The sequence below is a fragment of the Isoptericola sp. NPDC060185 genome (genome assembly GCF_042728595.1).
Classification (GTDB): Bacteria; Actinomycetota; Actinomycetes; order Actinomycetales; family Cellulomonadaceae; genus Isoptericola.
This window is the reverse complement of record NZ_JBHWYY010000010.1, coordinates 90,005-106,934: the sequence shown is the minus strand read 5'-3', so window position 1 is coordinate 106,934 and position 16,930 is coordinate 90,005. Positions and strand designations below refer to the sequence as shown.

Below are 16,930 nucleotides of genomic sequence, written 5' to 3'. Positions count from 1 at the left end.
GGGCTCAGCCCACCGCACGCCCCCGGCGTCGTCGCGGAGCGTTCCGCGTCAGGTCAGTGCCAGGTCACTCCGCCATCGCGGACAGGTCGCCGTGGCTGCCGACCTTGTGCACGAGGATCGAGTTCGTCGTGCCCGGCACGCCCACCGGGGCGCCCGAGACGATCACGACGCGGTCGCCCGGCTCGGCGAGCCCGTTCGCGCGCAGCGTCGAGTCCACCTGGCCGACCATGGCGTCGACGCTGTCGACCTTCGGCACCTGGTACGTGGTGGTGCCCCAGGTGAGCGCGAGCACGCTGCGCACGCTCTCCTCCGGGGTGAAGGCGAGCAGCGGGATGCCCGAGCGCAGGCGCGACATGCGCTTGGCCGAGTCGCCCGACTGGGTGAACGTCACCAGGTACTTCACGCCGAGCGTCTCGCCGATCTCGGCGGCCGCGCGGGTGATGACGCCGCCGCGCGTGTGCGGGGAGGAACCCAGCGGCGCGATGCGCTCGCGACCCATCTCCTCGGTCGCCTCGATGATCCGGGCCATCGTCTGGACCGTGATGATCGGGTAGTCGCCCACGCTGGTCTCGCCCGAGAGCATGACCGCGTCGGCGCCGTCGAGCACCGCGTTGGCGCAGTCGGAGGCCTCGGCGCGCGTCGGCGTCGGGCTCGTGGTCATGGACTCGAGCACCTGCGTGGCGACGATGACCGGCTTCGCGTTGCGGCGGGCCAGCTCGACGATGCGCTTCTGCACCAGCGGGACCTGCTCCAGCGGCATCTCCACGGCGAGGTCGCCGCGCGCCACCATGAAGCCGTCGAAGGCCGCGACGACCTCCTCCAGGTTCTCCACCGCCTGCGGCTTCTCGATCTTGGCGACGACGGGGACCGTGCGGCCCTCCTCCGCCATGATCGCCGCGACGTCGTCGTAGTCCTTCGCGGACCGCACGAACGACAGGGCGATGATGTCCGCGCCCATGCGCAGCGCCCAGCGCAGGTCGTCGGTGTCCTTCTCCGACAGCGCCGGCACGGAGACCGCGACGCCGGGAAGGTTGATGCCCTTGTTGTTCGAGACCGGGCCGGCGACCTCGACGGTCGTCACGACGCGCGGGCCCTCGACGGCGGTGACGCGCACGCGAACCTTGCCGTCGTCGATGAGGAGCGGGTCGCCGACGCGGGCGTCCTGCGCCAGGCCCTTGTGGGTCGTCGAGACGAGCTCCTTCGTGCCCTCCACGTCCTCCGTGGTGATCGTGAAGGTGTCGCCCTCGTTCAGGAAGTGCTTCTGGTCGCCCGCGAACCGGCCGAGCCGGATCTTCGGGCCCTGGAGGTCGACGAGGACTGCGACGTTGCGGCCGGACTCCTTCGCCGCCTTCCGTACACCGTGGTAGACGGCCTCGTGCTCCGCCTGCTCCCCGTGGCTCCGGTTGATCCGGGCCACGTCCATGCCCGCGTCGACCAGCTCACGGAGCTTGGTCGGGGACGCCGTCGCGGGTCCGATGGTGCACACGATCTTCGCTCTGCGCATGTCTCCAGCCTCGTCGTCGATCCGCCCCGGCGCGAGCCGGGGCGACGCCCGGGCGTCGGTACGGCACCCGGGTACTTCTTCTTCGTTCTACTTCTTATCCTCGCAGCGCGACGGTCCGCGGGCCCACCGGCGCGGGCAGCTCGCTGCTGCCCTGCAGGTAGGCGTCGACCGCGGCCGCCGTCGCGCGGCCCTCCGCGATCGCCCAGACGATCAGGGACTGACCGCGCCCCGCGTCGCCCGTCGTGTACACGCCGGGCAGGTTCGTGGCGTAGTCGTCGCCGCGCCGGACCAGCCCGCGGGTGGTCAGCTCGACCCCGGTCTGGGTCACCAGCTCGTCCGTCTCCGGACCGGTGAAGCCCATCGCGACCAGGACCAGGTCGGCCGGGATCTCCCGCTCGGTGCCCGCGCGGGGCGCCCGGCGACCGTCCGGCAGGTACTCCGTCTCGGCGACCCGCAGGGCCCGGACGGTGCCGTCCTCGCCGCCCACGAACTCTACCGTCGAGGCCAGGTAGCTCCGCTCCCCGCCCTCCTCGTGAGACGTGGAGACCTCGAAGAGGATCGGGTCGGTGGGCCACGGCTGGCTCGCCGGGCGCTCCAGCGGCGGCTTCTTGCCGATCGCCAGCGTCGTCACGCTCGCCGCGCCCTGGCGCAGGGAGGTGCCGAGGCAGTCCGACCCGGTGTCGCCGCCGCCGATGATCACGACGTGCTTGCCCGCGGCCGACGGGGCACCCTCGACCGGGTTCCCCGCCGCGGCCTTGTTCGCCGGCGTCAGGAAGTCCATCGCGAAGTGGATGCCCGCGAGGTCGCGGCCCGGCAGCGCGATGTCGCGGGGCACGGTCGCGCCCGTGGCCACCACGACCGCGTCGAACCGGCGGCGCAGCGCGTCCCAGCTGATGTCGCGGCCGATGGCGACGCCCGGGCGGAACCGGGTGCCCTCGGCCTCCATCTGCTCCAGGCGGCGATCGATGTGGAGCTTCTCCAGCTTGAAGTCGGGGATGCCGTAGCGCAGCAGGCCGCCGATGGCGTCGTCCCGCTCGTACACGACGACCGTGTGGCCCGCCCGGGTCAGCTGCTGGGCCGCCGCCAGGCCCGCGGGGCCGGAGCCCACGACGGCCACGGTCGAGCCCGTGAGCCGCTGCGGCACCTGAGGCGTGACCAGGCCGCGAGCGAACGCCTCGTCGATGATCGAGACCTCGACGTTCTTGATCGTCACCGCGGGCTGGTTGATGCCGAGCACGCAGCTCGTCTCGCACGGCGCCGGGCAGACGCGGCCGGTGAACTCCGGGAAGTTGTTGGTCGCGTGGAGGCGCTCGATCGCGTCCTCCCACTGGCCGCGCCACACCAGGTCGTTCCACTCGGGGATCAGGTTGCCCAGCGGGCAGCCCTGGTGGCAGAACGGGACGCCGCAGTCCATGCAGCGGCCCGCCTGCTCCTTGAGGAACGGCTGGCCCTCCTCGCGGTGGGCGTGCGTGTCCTTCCAGTCACGCAGCCGCACCTCGACCGGGCGGTTCGGCGGGAGCTCGCGCTCCCGCACCTTCAGGAATCCGCGGGGGTCAGCCACGCGCCACCTCCATGATCTGCTCCCACATCGCGGGGTCGAAGTCGTCGCCCTCGCCCAGCGTCTTCCCGGCGGCCTCGGCGTCGGCCAGTGCGGCCCGCACGCGGGCCCAGCCCGCGGGCAGCACCCGCGAGAAGCGCGCCCGGGAGCCGTCCTCCTCGAGGAGCTCGGCCGCCACCGGCGACCCCGTCTCCTCCAGGTGCCGCTCCAGCAGGCCGCGCACGCGTTCCCAGTCCGCGTCGTCGAGCGGGCCCACCTCGAGCTCGCCGCCGGACACGGCCTGGGTGTTCATCGCGACGTCGCGCAGGTTGAGCACGTACGCCACGCCGCCCGACATCCCCGCACCGAAGTTCCGGCCCGTCGGGCCGAGCACCAGCACGGTGCCGCCGGTCATGTACTCGCAGCCGTGGTCGCCCACGCCCTCCACCACCAGGGTGGCACCGGAGTTGCGGACGCCGAAGCGCTCGCCGACCCGGCCCCGCAGCAGGATCTCGCCGGACGTCGCGCCGTAGCCGATGACGTTGCCCGCCACGACGTTCGCGGCGCCGTCGAGCACCGCCGAGCGGTCGGGGCGCACGACGATCCGGCCGCCCGACAGCCCCTTGCCGACGTAGTCGTTGGCGTCGCCGAACAGGCGCAGCGTGACGCCGCGGGGCAGGAACGCGCCCAGCGACTGGCCGGCGGAGCCCGTGAGGGTCACGTCGATCGTGTCGTCCGGCAGCCCCTCGCCGCGGTAGCGCTTGGTCACCTCGTGGCCGAGCATCGTGCCGACGGTGCGGTTGACGTTGCGCACCGGCAGCTCGATCTTCACCGGCAGCGCGTCCTCGAGCGCGGGGCGCGCCTTCTCGACGAGCTGGTTGTCGAGCGCCTTGGCCAGCCCGTGGTCCTGGGTCACCGCCTGGTGCAGCGGGGCACCCTCGGCGGCCGACGGGGCGGCGAGCACGGGGCCCAGGTCCAGCCCTTCCGCCTTCCAGTGGTCCACCGCCTTGCGGGTGTCGAGGGCCTCGACGTGTCCGACGGCCTCCTCGATCGAGCGGAAGCCGAGCGACGCCAGGTGCTCGCGCACCTCCTGCGCGATGAACTCGAAGAAGTTCACGACGAACTCGGGCTTGCCCGTGAACCGCTGGCGCAGCTCGGGATTCTGCGTCGCGACGCCCACGGGACAGGTGTCCAGGTGGCAGACCCGCATCATGACGCAGCCCGAGACCACCATCGGCGCCGTCGCGAAGCCGAACTCCTCGGCGCCCAGCAGCGCGGCCACGACGACGTCGCGACCGGTCTTCATCTGGCCGTCGACCTGCACGACGATGCGGTCGCGCAGGTTGTTGAGCACCAGGGTCTGCTGGGTCTCGGCCAGGCCGATCTCCCACGGCGTGCCGGCGTGCTTGAGCGACGTCAGCGGGCTCGCGCCCGTGCCGCCGTCGTGGCCCGAGATCAGCACGACGTCCGCGTGCGCCTTGGACACGCCCGTGGCCACCGTGCCGACGCCGAACTCGCTGACGAGCTTGACGTGGACGCGCGCGCTCGGGTTCGCGTTCTTGGCGTCGTGGATGAGCTGCGCCAGGTCCTCGATCGAGTAGATGTCGTGGTGCGGCGGCGGCGAGATGAGGCCGACGCCCGGCGTCGAGTGCCGGGTCCGCGCGACCCACGGGTAGACCTTGGGCCCGGGCAGCTGGCCGCCCTCGCCGGGCTTGGCGCCCTGCGCGAGCTTGATCTGGATGTCGTCCGCCTGGGTCAGGTACTCGCTCGTGACGCCGAAGCGCCCCGAGGCGATCTGCTTGACCCGCGAGCGGCGCTCCGGGTCGTACAGGCGCTCCGGGTCCTCGCCGCCCTCGCCGGTGTTCGACCGGCCGCCGAGGCGGTTCATCGCGATCGCGAGCGTCTCGTGCGCCTCGGCCGAGATGGACCCGTAGGACATCGCGCCGGTGTTGAACCGCTTGACGATCTCGCTGACCGGCTCCACCTCGTCGATCGGCACCGGCTCGCGGTCGGGCGTGAACCGCAGCAGCCCGCGCAGCGTCATGAGGCGCCGGGCCTGCTCGTCCACGCGTCGCGTGTACTGGCGGAAGATGTCCATCCGGCCCGTGCGCGTGGCGTGCTGCAGGCGGAAGACCGTCTCCGGGTCGAAGAGGTGCTCCTCGCCGTCGCGGCGCCACTGGTACTCGCCGCCGCTGGTCAGCCGCTGGTGCGGCTTGTGGTTGCCCGACGCCGGGTACGACTCGGCGTGCCGGGCCGCGACCTCGGCCGCGATGACGTCCAGGCCGACGCCCGCGAGGCGGCTCGTCGTGCCGGTGAAGTAGTCCGCCACCAGCTCGTGCGAGAGCCCGACGGCCTCGAAGATCTGCGCACCGCGGTACGACATGATCGTCGAGATGCCCATCTTGCTCATCACCTTGAGCACGCCCTTGCCGAGCGCCGTGATGAGGTTCGCGACGGCCTTCTCGGGCGTGACCTGGAGGTAGCCGCGCAGCGCGAGGTCCTCGACCGTCTCCATCGCGAGGTACGGGTTGACCGCGGCGGCGCCGTAGCCGATGAGGAGCGCGACGTGGTGCACCTCGCGCACGTCGCCCGCCTCGACGACGAGCGAGATCCGGGTGCGGGTGCCGCGGCGCAGCAGGTGGTGGTGCACGGCGCTGGTCAGCAGCAGCGACGGGATCGGGGCGAGCTCCGAGTCCGAGTCGCGGTCGGACAGCACGATGTGCGTCACGCCGTCCTCGAGGTCCGCGTCGACCTGCGCGAAGATCTCCTCGAGCCGGGCCTGCAGGGCGCGGCCGCCGCCGGACACCTCGTACAGCCCGCGCACGATGCCGGCCCGGAACTCGCCCTCCAGGCGCGGGTCCCGGTCGATGCGCACGATCTTGGCGAGCTCGTCGTTGTCCAGCACCGGGAAGGGCAGGTCGAGCTTGCGGGCGTGCTGCGCGACCTCCTCCAGGAGGTTGGGCTCCGGCCCGATGGTGCTGTCGATCGCGGTGACGAGCTGCTCGCGGATCGAGTCCAGCGGCGGGTTCGTCACCTGGGCGAACATCTGGGTGAAGTAGTCGAACAGGAGCCGCGGCCGGCTCGAGAGCACGGCGATCGGCGTGTCCGAGCCCATGGCCCCGAGCGGCTCCGCGCCCGTGTCCGCCATCGGCGTCAGGATGATCTTGAGCTCTTCGGTGGTGTACCCGAAGGCGCGCTGACGGCGCTGGACCGACGCCGGCGAGTGCGCGACGTGCTCGCGCTCCGGCAGCGAGTCGAGGGTGATCGTGTTGTCCGCCACCCACTCGGCGTACGGGCGCTGGCTGGCGAGCTGCGACTTGAGCTCGTCGTCCTCCACGATCCGCCCCTGGGCCGTGTCGACCAGGAACATGCGGCCCGGCTCCAGGCGGCCCTTGCGGACGATGGTCGCCGGGTCGAGGTCGAGGACCCCGGCCTCCGACGCGAGCACGACCAGGCCGTCCTCGGTGACCCAGTAGCGGCCCGGGCGCAGCCCGTTGCGGTCGAGGACCGCGCCGATGAGGGTGCCGTCCGTGAAGGTGAGGCAGGCGGGGCCGTCCCACGGCTCCATGAGGTTCGCGTGGTACTGGTAGAACGCGCGCCGTGCCGGGTCCATCTCGGCGTGGTTCTCCCACGCCTCGGGGATCATCATCAGCACGGCGTGCGGCAGCGAGCGGCCCGACAGGTGCAGCAGCTCGAGCACCTCGTCGAAGCTCGCCGAGTCGCTCGACCCCTCGGTGCACACCGGCAGCAGCGGCGCGAGGTCGCCCAGGGCCTCGCTGGCCATGGTGCTCTCGCGAGCCGCCATCCAGTTGCGGTTGCCGCGCACCGTGTTGATCTCGCCGTTGTGCGCCACGAGGCGGAACGGCTGCGCCAGCGGCCACGACGGGAACGTGTTCGTCGAGAAGCGCGAGTGCACCAGGGCGATCTCCGACGCGTAGCGCGGGTCGCTCAGGTCGGGGAAGAACGGCTCCAGCTGGGCCGTCGTGAGCATGCCCTTGTACGTCAGCGTGCGGCTCGAGAGCGACGCGAGGAACAAGTCCAGCTCGTGCTGCGCGCGCTTGCGCAGCCGGTACGTGCGCCGGTCGAGCTCGAGGTCCGACAGCTCGCGGGCCGGGTCGGCGACGACGACCTGGCGGAACAGCGGCATGGACGCACGCGCCGTCGGGCCGACCAGGTCGGCCGTGACGGGGACGTCGCGCCAGGCGAGGACGTCGAGCTTCTCCTCCGCGGCGATGGCCTCGAACCGGCGCGCGACCGCGTCGGCCTCGGCCACGTCCTGCGGCAGGAACGCCATGCCGATCGCGTAGTGGCCGGCGGGCGGGAGCTCCGCCGCGACGACGTCGCGGACGAAGGCGTCCGGGATCTGCGTGAGGATCCCGGCCCCGTCACCGCTGTTCTCCTCGGCGCCCACCGCCCCGCGGTGGTCGAGGTTCAGCAGGGCGGTCAGGCCCGCGTCCACGATGTCGCGCCCGGGCGTCCCGCGAAGGGTCGCGACGAAGGCGACACCGCACGCGTCGTGCTCGGCCGACGGATCGTAGAGGCCCTGGGCCGAGGGCCGCGCGACCCGATGCTGCGGCGTGGTCATCAACACCGTCCTCCTGCACGCCCGCACGCGGGCGCGTCATGCTCAAAGGTGGTCGGGACATCGTCGGCCCGTCGGAAACATCAGGCGCCCCTCCCCGGGTGGTGCCCCGGGGTGGGAGACGCCTCAGGCGCGGTCTGCCGGCCCCTGGTCGGGCCCGGTGGCGTCCGCGTCCGCACGGTGCGGTCCGGTGCCGTTGTCTCGGCCGTCGTCCCGGCCGGGGCCGCCTGCGGCGGCACCGGCGTGCGCGGTGCTCGTGGTGTCAAGCTCGGTGTCCTGCTGGCCGTCCGCCCCGGCCTCGGCCGCGGCGTCCTTGGTGTCCTGCTCCCCCGCCCGCACGCGACGCGTGCGGCCCGGCAGCTCGACGCCGTCCTCACGCTCCGGGTAGCGCCTGCCGATGAGGTAGAACGCGACCAGGGCACCGAGGCCCACGATGATCGACGTCCACACGTTCAGACGCAGCCCGAGCACGTGCTCGGCGGTGTCGATGCGGAGCATCTCGATCCACACCCTGCCGAGAGTATAGAGCGCGACGTAGGCCCAGAATACCCGCCCATGACCGAGCCTGTACCGACGGTCGAGCCAGACCAGGAACGCCGCCGCGGCGAGGTTCCAGACCATCTCGTACAGGAACGTCGGGTGGAAGAGCGTGCCCTCGGCGTACGCCGCCCCCGTGGCCGGGTCGATCGGGAGGTACTGCGGGTCGATGCGCAGGCCCCACGGGAGCGTGGTCGGCGCGCCGAAGAGCTCCTGGTTGAACCAGTTGCCGAGGCGTCCGATCGCCTGCGCGACGAGCAGGCCCGGCGCCAGGGCGTCGGCGTAACTGCTCAGCCGCACGCCCTTGCGGCGGCAGCCGATGTACGCGCCGACGCCGCCGAGCGCGACGGCGCCCCAGATCCCCAGGCCGCCCTCCCAGACGTACAGGGCACGGACGGGGTCGCCGCCCGGGCCCCAGTAGGGGTCGGGCGTGCTGATGACGTGGTACAGCCGGCCGCCGACGATGCCGAACGGCACCGCCCAGAAGGCGATGTCGAGCACGTCGTCCGCGACGCCGCCGCGGGCGACCCAGCGCTTCGTCGTGATCCAGATCGCGACGGCGATGCCCGCGAGGATCGCGATCGCGTACGCGCGGATCGGCAGCGGGCCCAGGTACCAGGTGTGCTGCGACGGGCTCGGGATGGCGGCCTGCACGGCCACCATCGAGGCCGACGCGAGGATCGTGGGGGTCACGGACGCTCCTCGGCGGTCGTGGGCCCGGGTTCCCGGCGCGAGCGGCGCACGCCGTCGGCGAGCTCGGTGACGACGGCGCGCAGGTCGTCGAGGCGCTGGGCCCAGGGCCGGTCGGCGAGCAGGGGGCGGACGAGGGCGGAGCCGACGATGACGCCGTCGGCGTAGCGGCCGACCTCAGCGGCCTGGTCCCCCGTCGAGACGCCGAGGCCGACGCAGACGTTCTCGGCGCCGGCCGCGCGGGTGTCCGCGACGAGCTGCTCCGCGCGCGGGCCCACCTGGGCCCGGGCGCCAGTCACGCCCATCGTCGACGCCGCGTACACGAAACCGCGCGAGGCGCGGGCCGTGAGCGCCAGCCGCTCGGGGGTCGAGCTCGGGGCGACGAGGAAGACCCGGTCGAGGCCGTGGGCCTCCGAGGCCTCGAGCCAGGCCGCGCCCTCGTCGGGGATCAGGTCGGGCGTGATGAGCCCGGCGCCGCCGGCGCCCGCGAGGTCACGCGCGAACGCGTCCACCCCGTAGCGCAGCACCGGGTTCCAGTAGGTCATCACGAGGGCGGGCACGCGCCCGCCCGCGCTCTCCGCGACGGCCTGCACGACGCGGAGGACGTCGCGCACGCGGGCGCCGCCCGCCAGCGCCGCCTCCGCGGCCCGCTGGATCACGGGGCCGTCCATCACGGGGTCGGTGTACGGGACACCGATCTCCACGACGTCGACCCCGGCCTCGACCATCGCGAGGACGGCCTCGATCGAGCGGTCCACGTCCGGGAACCCGACGGGCAGGTAGCCCACCAGTGCCGAACGCCCCTCGGCGCGCAGGCTGCCCAGGAGGGCGGCCGTGGGCGAGCCCGCGGGCGACACGGTGGTCGGCGAGGCGTCGGTGCTGGTGCTCACTGGTCCCCCTCCGGCGGCTGCGGGGCGTCGGCGTCGGCCTGCTCGTCGAGCAGCCCGAACCAGCGCGCCGCGGTGGCCACGTCCTTGTCGCCGCGGCCCGACAGGTTCACCAGCACGATCTCGTCCGTGCGACCGGCCTCGGCGGCCGCCTTCCCGACGCGCAGGGCGCCGGCGAGGGCGTGCGCGGACTCGATCGCGGGGATGATCCCCTCGGTGCGGCACAGGAGGCGGAAGGCCTCCATCGCCTCGTCGTCGGTCACGGGCTCGTAGGTGGCGCGGCCCAGGTCGTGCAGCCAGGAGTGCGCCGGGCCGACGCTCGGGTAGTCCAGGCCGGCCGAGACCGAGTGGCTCGGCAGCGTCTGGCCGTCGTCGTCCTGCAACAGGTAGGAGCGCGCGCCGTGCAGCACGCCCGGCGCGCCGCCGGAGAACCGCGCCGCGTGCCGGCCGGACTCGACGCCCTCGCCGCCGGCCTCGAAGCCGTAGAGGGCGACGCCCTCGTCGTCGAGGAACGCGTTGAAGATGCCCAGGGCGTTGGAGCCCCCGCCCACGCAGGCCGCGACGACGTCGGGCAGGCGCCCCGTGCGCTCGAGGATCTGCGCGCGCGCCTCCTCGCCGATGATGCGGTGGAACTCGCGCACCATCTCCGGGAACGGGTGCGGCCCAGTCACCGTGCCGAGCAGGTAGTGCGTGGACTCGACGTTGGCGACCCAGTCGCGCAGCGCCTCGTTGATGGCGTCCTTGAGCGTGCGCGACCCGATCGTGACCGGGATGACCTCGGCCCCGAGCAGGCGCATCCGGGCCACGTTCAGCGCCTGGCGCCGCGTGTCCTCCTCGCCCATGTAGACGACGCACTCGAGGTCGAGCAGGGCGGCGGCCGTGGCGGTCGCGACGCCGTGCTGGCCGGCGCCGGTCTCCGCGATGACGCGGGTCTTGCCCATCCGCTTCACCAGCAGGGCCTGGCCGAGCACGTTGTTGATCTTGTGCGAGCCGGTGTGGTTGAGGTCCTCGCGCTTGAGGAAGACCCGCTGTCCGCCGGCGTGCGCGGCGAAGCGCGGCACCTCCGTCAGCGGCGACGGGCGGCCGGTGTACTCGCGGTGCAGCCGCGCCAGCTCGTCGGTGAACGCCGGGTCGCCCAGCGCCTTGCGGTACTCCGTCTCGAGCTCGTCGAGCGCGGCGATCAGGGCCTCGGGCACGAAGCGGCCGCCGAACTGCCCGAAGTACGGGCCCTCGACGTCCGCCAGCCGCCCGAGCACCTGGTGCGCCAGGCTCTCGGTCAGCGCGTCCCGTACGGGCTGGTCGGGCACGGGTCCTCCGTCTCTCGTCGTCGCCGCTCGGCGGGTCCGGCCTGCGGGTCTGCATGAAGGGTCGTCCGAGGGTACCGGTCGTCCGGCCCTCGGCGGTGCGGCGTCCTGCTGCCACCGGCCCGGCCCGCCGCGGGGCCGTCCGGTCGGACGTTACGGCTGGGCCGCCGGGCGGACCGACCACAGGGCCGGATGCTGCCCGGCCGCGACCAGGTCGGCGACGGAGCGGCGCGGAGCGCCGTCGGTCACGAGCGCCTCCCCGACGAGCACCGCGTGCGCGCCGGACCGGGCGTAGTCGAGCACGTCGTGCGGGCCGCGCACGCCGGACTCGGCGACGCGCACGACGTCGTCCGGGATGAGGGGGGCGAGCCGCGCGAAGGTCGTGCGGTCCACCTCGAGCGTCTTCAGGTTGCGGGCGTTCACGCCGACGATGCGGGCGCCGGCGTCCAGCGCGCGGCGCACCTCGTCGGCCGTGTGGGCCTCGACCAGGGCCGTCATGCCGAGCGAGTGCACCCGCTCGATGAGCGACGTGAGGACGGTCTGCTCGAGGGCTGCGACGATGAGCAGCACCAGGTCCGCACCGTGCGCGCGCGCCTCCCAGACCTGGTACGGCGTGACGACGAAGTCCTTGCGCAGCACCGGCACGTCCACCCGGGCGCGCACGGCGTCCAGGTCCGCGAGGCTGCCGCCGAACCGCCGCTGCTCGGTGAGCACGGAAATCGCGCTCGCGCCGCCGCGGGCGTACTCCTCGGCCAGGGCCGCCGGGTCGGAGATCGGTGCCAGGTCGCCCTTGCTGGGGCTGGAGCGCTTCACCTCGGCGATCACGGCGACGCGATCCTCCGAGAGCAGGCGCCCGCAGCACTCGAGCGCGCCGGGCACGCGTGCCGCACGCTCCTTGAGCTCGTCGAGCGACGTGCGCGCCTGGCGCACCGCGAGGTCCTCGCGGACCCCCGCGACGATGTCCTCCAGGACCGTCATGGTCTGCCTCCCCCGTGCCCGTGACGCCGCACCGACGCCCTGCCAGCCATCGTAGGCCCGTCCGCGGGACACCCCTGACACGTCTCCGAGCGTGAGACGCCCGCGGCGGCCCGGAGACGACGACGGCGCGCCCCTCCCGCGGGGAGGGACGCGCCGTCGTGGTGTCAGGTCGCGGGGCTCAGTGGCCGGACGTCGCGTTGCGGGGCGTCACGCCCGGCTTCGGCTGGCCGAAGCCCATGCCGCGCAGCACGGCGCCGAGCACGAGCGAGCCGGCGACGATCACGGCACCCACCCAGACCACCGCGTCCGGGACGTCGGGAAGCATCCCGACGGCTCCTACGGCCACGCCCAGCATGATGCCGATCATCGCCGTCCACGCGGCGGTCGTGTGGCCGTGGTTCGTGGGCGGGACGGCCGGGGGCAGGTAGGCGACCTCGGCGTTGCGGTTGTCGGTCATTGGAATGTGATGCCCTTTCGTGACGTGGTGCGCGGTCCAGCCTAGCGGTCCGCGGACGGGTCCGTACCCCGGGTGAGCGCGTCCCAGGCGTCGTGCGGGTCATGCTGTGCGGCGTCGTCGGCGCCGCCCCCCGGCGCTCGGTCGGCGACGTCCGGCCGGGCCCCGGCGTCCGCGCCGTCCGACGACGGGTCGGCGGAGGCACGCTCGTGGCGCCCGGAGGTCGCGCCCCAGGCCGGCGAGCCCACCGCGGCGAGCACCGCGACGACCACGGCGAGGGCGCCCAGCGCCACCGTGAGCCATGGCCACACCGCCACCGCGACCGGTGAGGTGAGGTCGGTCACCCCGGCGGTCTCCGAGGCCCCGGAGGTCGCCGCCGGCACCGGGTCGAGCAGCACGGCCAGCGCCGACGCCGTCGCCAGCGCGCCGGCGAGGGCCACCACCACCAGCGCGACCCAGCGCGCCACCCGCCCCGCGATGGCCAGCGCGACGCCGCCGGCGACCACGACGAGCGCCGCGGCGGCGACCGCGGGCGCGGCCGTCGTGCCCTGGACCGCGACGTCCACCGTCGGCGCGAGCGCCGTCGACACCGTCGTGCTCACCCACGTGGGCGACGCCGTCGCGAGCGTGAGCCCGCCGACCGCGACCACCGACCACACCGCGCGCGAACGCGCGCGCAGCGGCCCCCGGCCCGGACCCTGGTTGTGCCCCTGCTCCGGCACCTGGTCCGGCGTCCGCCCGGCGTCGCCGTCCTGCGTGGCTCCTGCTGCCTCGTCCATCCGTCCTGCCCGTCCGTCCTGCCTGTCGACGCCCTGGGCGCCGTTCGCGCCCGGCGCCCCGTCCGTCCCCACGCTCAGAGCGCCCGGAACCGCGCGGCCAGCTGCACCGCGCGCACCGCCGCGGCCGCCTTGTTGCGCGACTCCTCGTACTCGAGCGCGGGCACGGAGTCGGCGACGATGCCGCCGCCGGCCTGCACCCACGCACGTCCGTCGCGGATGCAGGCCGTGCGGATCGCGATCGCCATGTCCATGTTGCCGCCGAAGTCGAAGTAGCCGACCGTGCCGCCGTAGATCCCGCGCGACGCCGGCTCGAGCTCGTCGATGAGGGCGATCGCCCGCGGCTTCGGCGCCCCCGAGAGGGTGCCGGCCGGGAAGGTGGCGCGCAGCGTGTCGAGAGCGGTCGCACCCGCCCGCAGCCGGCCGACCACGGTGGAGCACAGGTGCATGATGTGGCTGAAGCGGCGGGTGGCCATGAACTCGACCACCTCGACCGACGTCGGCTCGCACACCTTGACGAGGTCGTTGCGCGAGAGGTCGACCAGCATGAGGTGCTCGGCGCGCTCCTTGGGGTCGGCGAGCAGCTCCTCGCCCAGGGCGACGTCCTCCTCGACGGTGGCCCCGCGCGGGCGCGAGCCCGCGATCGGGTACGTCGTGACGTGGCCGTCGGTCACCTTCACCAGCGTCTCCGGGCTGGAGCCGACGACGGAGAACTCCCGCCCGTCGGGGCCGGTGAGGCGGAAGTAGTACATGTACGGGCTCGGGTTGATGGTGCGCAGGGCCCGGTACACGTCCAGCGGCGCGGCCGGGCAGTCGAGGCCGAGCCGCTGGGACAGCACCACCTGGAACACCTCCCCGTCGCGGATCGCCTCCTGGCCGGCGCGCACGGCGGCCTCGAACTCGTCGCGGGTGGAGCGGAACTCCAGCGCCGGCTCGGTCACTTCGTCCGGCCCCCGCAGCACGGTGGGGACGGCGGGGGCCGGCGCGGCGAGGCGCGCCTGCATCGCGTCGAGACGGGCGACGGCGTCGGCGTGCGCCTCGTCGACACGCTCGTCGGTGCCGTCCCCGTTGATCGCGTTGGCGATGAGCCAGGCCGTGCCGGAGTGGTGGTCGATCGCGACGAGGTCGGTCGCGAGGCTCAGCGCGACCTCCGGCACGCCGAGCTCGTCCGGGGCGGTCGCCGGCAGGGTCGGCTCCCAGTGCCGCACGACGTCCCAGCCGAGCGCGCCGGTCAGCCCGCCCGTCAGCGGCGGCAGCCCCTCGACCGGGGGCGTGCGCAGGGCCTCGAGCGCGGCGCCGAGCACGTCGACGACGTCGCCCTCGGTCGGGATACCGGCGGGCACGTCCCCGTGCCACACGGCGCGCCCGCCGTCGGACGTGAGCGTGGCGCGCGAGTCCACGCCGACGAACGACCACTGCGACCAGCCGCCCGCGGACTCCGCGGACTCGAGCACGAACGTGCCCGGCCGGTCCTGCGCGAGGGTGCGGTACACGCCGACCGGGGTGACGTCGTCCGCCAGCACGCGGCGCACCACGGGGATGACGCGGCGGTCGGCGGCCAGGTCGCGGAACGTGTCGAGACCCGGCCACGTCGTGCCCCACGCCAGGTCCTGCGCCGAGGGCCCGGCCACGGGGGCGGGACGCGGGACGGCGGGGGGCGGCACGACGGCGGGAGTGGTCACCGGTTCTCTCCTGGGGATCGTCGGGGCTGGTGGTGCTGGTCGGTGCTCGGCGGGGCCGGGGTCAGGCGGCCGGCGCGTCGGGGCCGACGACGGCCCCCAGGTCGCCGCCCGCCTCGAAGCAGGTGCGGGCGCCGGTGTGGCATGCGGCGCCGATCTGGTGCACGCGGACGAGCAGGGCGTCGCCGTCGCAGTCCAGCGCCACGGAGCGCACGAGCTGGGCGTGCCCGGACGTGTCGCCCTTGCGCCAGTACTCCTGCCGCGACCGGCTCCAGAACGTGACGCGACCCTCGGTGAGGGTGCGGCGGACGGCCTCGTCGTCCATCCAGCCGAGCATCAGCACCTCGCCCGAGTCGTGCTGCTGCACGATCGCCGCGACGAGCCCGTGCTCGTCACGCTTGAGACGCGCCGCGATCGCGGGGTCGAGAGCTGCGTCGGGCGCGGGGGTGTCGGTCACGTCGGCCACCCGTGCATCCTCCCACGCCCCGGCCGCCCCGAGGGGCGACGTCCCACCGTCGCGCCCGCCCCTTCACGCCCGAGCGGCCGACGCTCGTCGTCGAGCTGATTATCGAACGCCTGTTCGAAGAAGTGTCGGTGGCGGGTGGTTGGGTACTCGTATGGCCACACCGCCCAGTACCGCCGCTTCGCGGCTTGATGCTGCGCTGGACCGGGCGGCGGACGAGCAGGCGGCGGTGAACGCGGCGGCGGGTCGGCGCACGGTCGCGCTGGCCGAGGTCCTCGCCACGACGCACGAGTCGGCGATGCTGGACCTGGGCGTGGAGCGGGTGTCGTCGGCTTCTCCGGAGCGTCGCGGCTCGGTCGCGCACCGTGCGCTGGTCGCGGAGGTCGCGTGCGCGCTCGGGGTCAGCGAGCACGTCGCGGCCGGCTGGCTCGCGGACGCGGACGTCCTGGCCTCGAAGGCGACCGCCACCCTGGAGGCGTTGTGTGCGGGGACGATCACCTACCAGCATGCGGCCAAGCTCGCCGACGCGGTCGCGGACCTTCCCCCGAGCGTCGCCGTGCGGATCGAGCGCGCGGTCCTGGACCGGGCACCCGGGATGACGGCGGCACGGTTCGGCGCGCTCGTCCGCGCCGCGCGGGACCGGCTGCACCCGGTGCCCGCCGAGGTCCGCCACGCCGCCGCCCTGACGGCGGACGTATGGGTCGACGACGGCAAGGACGGCATGTCCTGGCTCACCGCGCACCTGCCGACGCCCGTCGCGCGCGCCGTCTACGACCGCCTGCACCGCACCGCCGCCCGCGCCAAGGCGGACGGTGACCCCAGGGGTGTCGGGCAGCTGCGCGCCGCGACCCTGGCCGCTCTCCTCCTCGACGACCACCACGTGACCGACGGCCACGCGACGAACGAGCACGGCGCGGACAACCAGGCCACGGACGTCACGGGGCCGCCGGGCCTGGCGACCCGCCCAACAAGTCCACCGGGCACGCCGCCGGGAACGACATCGGGCACAGCATCGGACGCCACGCCGGGAACCGTGCCCGGGACCGCGCCACCCGACCTGCCGGACCCGCTCGCCACCCTCGCCCGGAACGTCCGGCCCGTGGTGCACGTGACCGTCCCGATCACCACCCTCACCGGCACCGGCGAGAGTCCGGGCCTGCTGGACGGCATGACACCGGTCGACGCGGAGACCGCCCGCCACCTCGTCGCGCGCGCCCCGACGCTGCGACGTGTCCTGACCGACCCCGTCACCGGCGCGATGCTCACCGTGGACCGACGCTCCTACGTCGTGCCCGCCGACCTACGCGCCTTCCTCACCCAACGCGACCTCACCTGCCGGTTCCCCGGCTGCCGCATCCCCACACGACGCTGCGACCTCGACCACACCACCGCCTGGGAGCACGGCGGCACCACCGACGCCACCAACCTCACCGCACTGTGCCGCCGCCACCACACGCTCAAGCACGAGTCCCGCTGGACCGTCGAACACCTCCACGACCGGCCGGGCGGCCGGCCCGGCACCGGCGTCCTGGCCTGGAC

Annotated in this window: 11 protein-coding genes and 1 pseudogene; 1 reads left to right on the top strand and 11 read right to left on the bottom strand. The window is 74.0% G+C overall.

Annotated features, from left to right (window positions below):
• Window positions 1–64 precede the first annotated feature (64 nt).
• The 11 genes from pyk to hisI all read right to left on the bottom strand — a co-directional run bounded on the left by pyk (window position 65) and on the right by hisI (window position 15,394).
• Complete coding sequence (gene pyk / locus ACFWDO_RS06315; RefSeq protein WP_380324276.1) at window positions 65–1,504, bottom strand: pyruvate kinase; 1,440 nt, start codon at window positions 1,502–1,504, stop codon at window positions 65–67.
• A gap of 94 nt (window positions 1,505–1,598) precedes the next feature.
• A complete protein-coding gene (locus ACFWDO_RS06310; RefSeq protein ID WP_380324279.1) occupies window positions 1,599–3,065 on the bottom strand; it encodes a glutamate synthase subunit beta in 1,467 nt (488 codons plus the stop codon).
• Complete coding sequence (gene gltB / locus ACFWDO_RS06305; protein WP_380324282.1) at window positions 3,058–7,626, bottom strand: glutamate synthase large subunit; 4,569 nt, start codon at window positions 7,624–7,626, stop codon at window positions 3,058–3,060. Before gltB ends, ACFWDO_RS06310 begins: the two co-directional genes overlap by 8 nt.
• A gap of 123 nt (window positions 7,627–7,749) precedes the next feature.
• Window positions 7,750–8,823: a prolipoprotein diacylglyceryl transferase gene (lgt, locus tag ACFWDO_RS06300; RefSeq protein WP_380324294.1), complete on the bottom strand. Its 1,074-nt coding sequence runs from the start codon at window positions 8,821–8,823 to the stop codon at window positions 7,750–7,752.
• Window positions 8,824–8,849: 26 nt separating this feature from the next.
• Window positions 8,850–9,740 carry a tryptophan synthase subunit alpha gene (gene trpA / locus ACFWDO_RS06295; RefSeq protein WP_380324285.1) on the bottom strand — a complete coding sequence of 297 codons (891 nt, stop codon included), beginning with the start codon at window positions 9,738–9,740 and terminating at the stop codon, window positions 8,850–8,852.
• Window positions 9,737–11,044 carry a tryptophan synthase subunit beta gene (gene trpB, locus ACFWDO_RS06290; protein WP_380324288.1) on the bottom strand — a complete coding sequence of 436 codons (1,308 nt, stop codon included), beginning with the start codon at window positions 11,042–11,044 and terminating at the stop codon, window positions 9,737–9,739. Before trpB ends, trpA begins: the two co-directional genes overlap by 4 nt.
• Window positions 11,045–11,194: 150 nt before the next feature.
• Window positions 11,195–12,019: an indole-3-glycerol phosphate synthase TrpC gene (gene trpC / locus ACFWDO_RS06285; protein ID WP_380324291.1), complete on the bottom strand. Its 825-nt coding sequence runs from the start codon at window positions 12,017–12,019 to the stop codon at window positions 11,195–11,197.
• A 178-nt stretch (window positions 12,020–12,197) separates the two neighbouring features.
• Window positions 12,198–12,476 carry an HGxxPAAW family protein gene (locus ACFWDO_RS06280; protein WP_380316895.1) on the bottom strand — a complete coding sequence of 93 codons (279 nt, stop codon included), beginning with the start codon at window positions 12,474–12,476 and terminating at the stop codon, window positions 12,198–12,200.
• Between the two features lie 41 nt (window positions 12,477–12,517).
• Window positions 12,518–13,252 (bottom strand): Trp biosynthesis-associated membrane protein, encoded by a 735-nt coding sequence (locus ACFWDO_RS06275; protein WP_380316898.1) that lies wholly within the window; start codon window positions 13,250–13,252, stop codon window positions 12,518–12,520.
• Window positions 13,253–13,326: 74 nt separating this feature from the next.
• The gene (locus tag ACFWDO_RS06270; protein WP_380316999.1) at window positions 13,327–14,880 is read right to left on the bottom strand and encodes an anthranilate synthase component I; all 1,554 of its coding nucleotides are present in this window, start codon (window positions 14,878–14,880) and stop codon (window positions 13,327–13,329) included.
• A 112-nt stretch (window positions 14,881–14,992) separates the two neighbouring features.
• On the bottom strand, window positions 14,993–15,394 hold the full coding sequence (hisI, locus tag ACFWDO_RS06265) for a phosphoribosyl-AMP cyclohydrolase (protein WP_380316901.1): 402 nt from the start codon (window positions 15,392–15,394) through the stop codon (window positions 14,993–14,995).
• 151 nt (window positions 15,395–15,545) lie between these two features.
• Between hisI and ACFWDO_RS06260 the strand changes: the two are divergent.
• A pseudogene (locus ACFWDO_RS06260) lies at window positions 15,546–16,847 on the top strand (DUF222 domain-containing protein); the annotation flags it as partial.
• Window positions 16,848–16,930: the final 83 nt, after the last annotated feature.

Coding starts and splice junctions, on each gene's coding strand:
- pyk (WP_380324276.1), bottom strand. CDS start 1,504: ATGCGCAGAGCGAAGATCGTGTGCACCATCGGACCCGCGACGGCGTCC.
- gltB (WP_380324282.1), bottom strand. CDS start 7,626: ATGACCACGCCGCAGCATCGGGTCGCGCGGCCCTCGGCCCAGGGCCTC.
- lgt (WP_380324294.1), bottom strand. CDS start 8,823: ATGGTGGCCGTGCAGGCCGCCATCCCGAGCCCGTCGCAGCACACCTGG.
- trpC (WP_380324291.1), bottom strand. CDS start 12,019: ATGACGGTCCTGGAGGACATCGTCGCGGGGGTCCGCGAGGACCTCGCG.
- ACFWDO_RS06280 (WP_380316895.1), bottom strand. CDS start 12,476: ATGACCGACAACCGCAACGCCGAGGTCGCCTACCTGCCCCCGGCCGTC.
- ACFWDO_RS06275 (WP_380316898.1), bottom strand. CDS start 13,252: ATGGACGAGGCAGCAGGAGCCACGCAGGACGGCGACGCCGGGCGGACG.